The following is a 1,797-nucleotide window of genomic DNA, read 5'->3' on the forward strand; positions in this document are numbered from 1 at the left end:
TACAAAACTTACAAATTTATGCTACTTAAAAATAGATGAACTTAAAGCACTCGATTGTCGATTAAAGGCAACGAGTGTTTTTTTGCGTTTTAGTGTAGAAATTTAACAGAGCACTATAATTCTATTATGTAAACTTTTTACATGATTTTTTATACAACTAAAGAGAAGAAAAATGTTCACTATTACTTTCATTCCTGTTATAAAAAATTCTACAATAGAAGACAGAACGTATATTTGGTATAATCAAAATATACTATATGAAATGATGTACATGAGTTTGAAATTCATGTAATGAGGTAAGCAAGCAATACATAACAATAGCTAATATTTAAAGTTCTTGTACCTATAGAATTCAATTCATGTTATATAAATCAATTGTTAGAAAGGAAAAGATGTAATGAATCAAATTTCATTTGAAGATTTATTTGAAGAAGAAAAAGAAAAGGTGGAGGTAGCTGAGGTATGTAAGGTACCAGCCCCTTTATCACCATTACAAAAAGATATTTTAGAATTAATTGATTCTGAAGAAATAAGTGCGCTTGAGCTATGTGAACGATTAATACGAGCTGGTAAAATACCCGATGAAAGATTCACTACGAATAAGCCTAAAGCATATGGACAAGTATGTTTACTATTAGAAGGTTTTGTTACAGAAGGAAAACTTATTTTTATCAAAGATGATGAGAAAAGAGATAGGGTATATAAATTGAAAGAAGAAGTTTGAGATGTATAGTGGGAGATGAATGATTGGTTCCCTTTAACTTGCAGCTCCGTTAGTCTAGTAATGTCCACAAAAAAGGTGTCAATCTCTCCTAGATTGACACCTTCATACTTTTAACATCTTACATACTTACGCTTGAAACCAAGTCTTCCTCTATCAAGTTCTTTCTGAATACTTTCAGAAGCATTTAACAAACTGCTTTTTTTATTATCACATTTGACTTCAACTATACCAACTTCTTTTGCAATCTCGACTGCTTTTTCATGTAGTGGTACATATGAGATTGCCACAGTGTTTAGGAAATTATTCATAGCGGATTTTGTTCGTTCTGGAGAATGATGAATTGTATCTTTCACCATTTCAAGCATATCGGAAATTTTACTTTCGGAAAATTCATTGTCTTTGCGGTTTCCTAAAAGCCAACAGTAGCAACTCCATCCTGCTGACATTCTCAGCTCGTCCCCACTTTTAATCCATTTATCAGCAACATCTTGTGCAATATTTGACTCTGATAAAGTTACTGCCACCACATAATCGGATAGCATATAAAAATACGCTCCGTCTATCCAGCGATCAAAATCAGACTCACTCATAGATTTTGGATTGGCAATAATACCTGCAAAGTACATAGCATCGTAGTTGCCAGTGGCATACAGCTCCTCGGCTAACTCTTGATTTATTTTTATTTTCTTAGCAATTGGTTTCATAGCACCTGTAGCAACTCCGAATACTGGCTCATGCGCACCGTTAGATATGTATATTTTTTTCGTTCGTTCCTTACCTAGAGCTTCAAGTTCTTGCATAACTGTTTTAAAATCCATAGTTGTGCAACTTCCTTTCATCATGTAAAAGCCTTTTTAAGCTTTTCGTATTTCATATGTTAATACTAATTGTATTCAAGAGGTATGTCTACTTTCTAAAAGTATCGAAACTTGGTTTGAATTTTAGATGAAATAAATTAGCTCTTTATTGTAAATAAAGAGCTAATTAAAAGGGTGGTATAATATAGAAAAAGTGAATGATGAAAATCAAATAGGGGGTATTCAATTGGAAATAAAATTGAATCGATTATATAG

Annotated in this window: 2 protein-coding genes; one reads left to right on the top strand and one right to left on the bottom strand. The window is 32.1% G+C overall.

The features are described from left to right. Positions 1-397: 397 nt before the first annotated feature. Positions 398-724, top strand: a complete 327-nt coding sequence (locus DN403_RS21025; protein WP_086390668.1) for a DUF3895 domain-containing protein — start codon at positions 398-400, stop codon at positions 722-724. A 110-nt stretch (positions 725-834) separates the two neighbouring features. Here the strand turns inward: DN403_RS21025 and DN403_RS21030 are convergent, their stop codons facing one another. After that, the gene (locus DN403_RS21030) at positions 835-1,542 is read right to left on the bottom strand and encodes a DNA alkylation repair protein (RefSeq protein WP_149185718.1); all 708 of its coding nucleotides are present in this window, start codon (positions 1,540-1,542) and stop codon (positions 835-837) included. Positions 1,543-1,797: the final 255 nt, after the last annotated feature.

Origin of the sequence: Bacillus sp. AY2-1 (assembly GCF_008368965.1) — a bacterium.
GTDB classification, from domain to species: Bacteria; Bacillota; Bacilli; order Bacillales; family Bacillaceae_G; genus Bacillus_A; species Bacillus_A thuringiensis_S.

Bases quoted from the DNA above. Each gene is read 5' to 3' on its own strand.
- DN403_RS21025 (WP_086390668.1), top strand. From the start codon at position 398: ATGAATCAAATTTCATTTGAAGATTTATTTGAAGAAGAAAAAGAAAAG.
- DN403_RS21030 (WP_149185718.1), bottom strand. From the start codon at position 1,542: ATGGATTTTAAAACAGTTATGCAAGAACTTGAAGCTCTAGGTAAGGAA.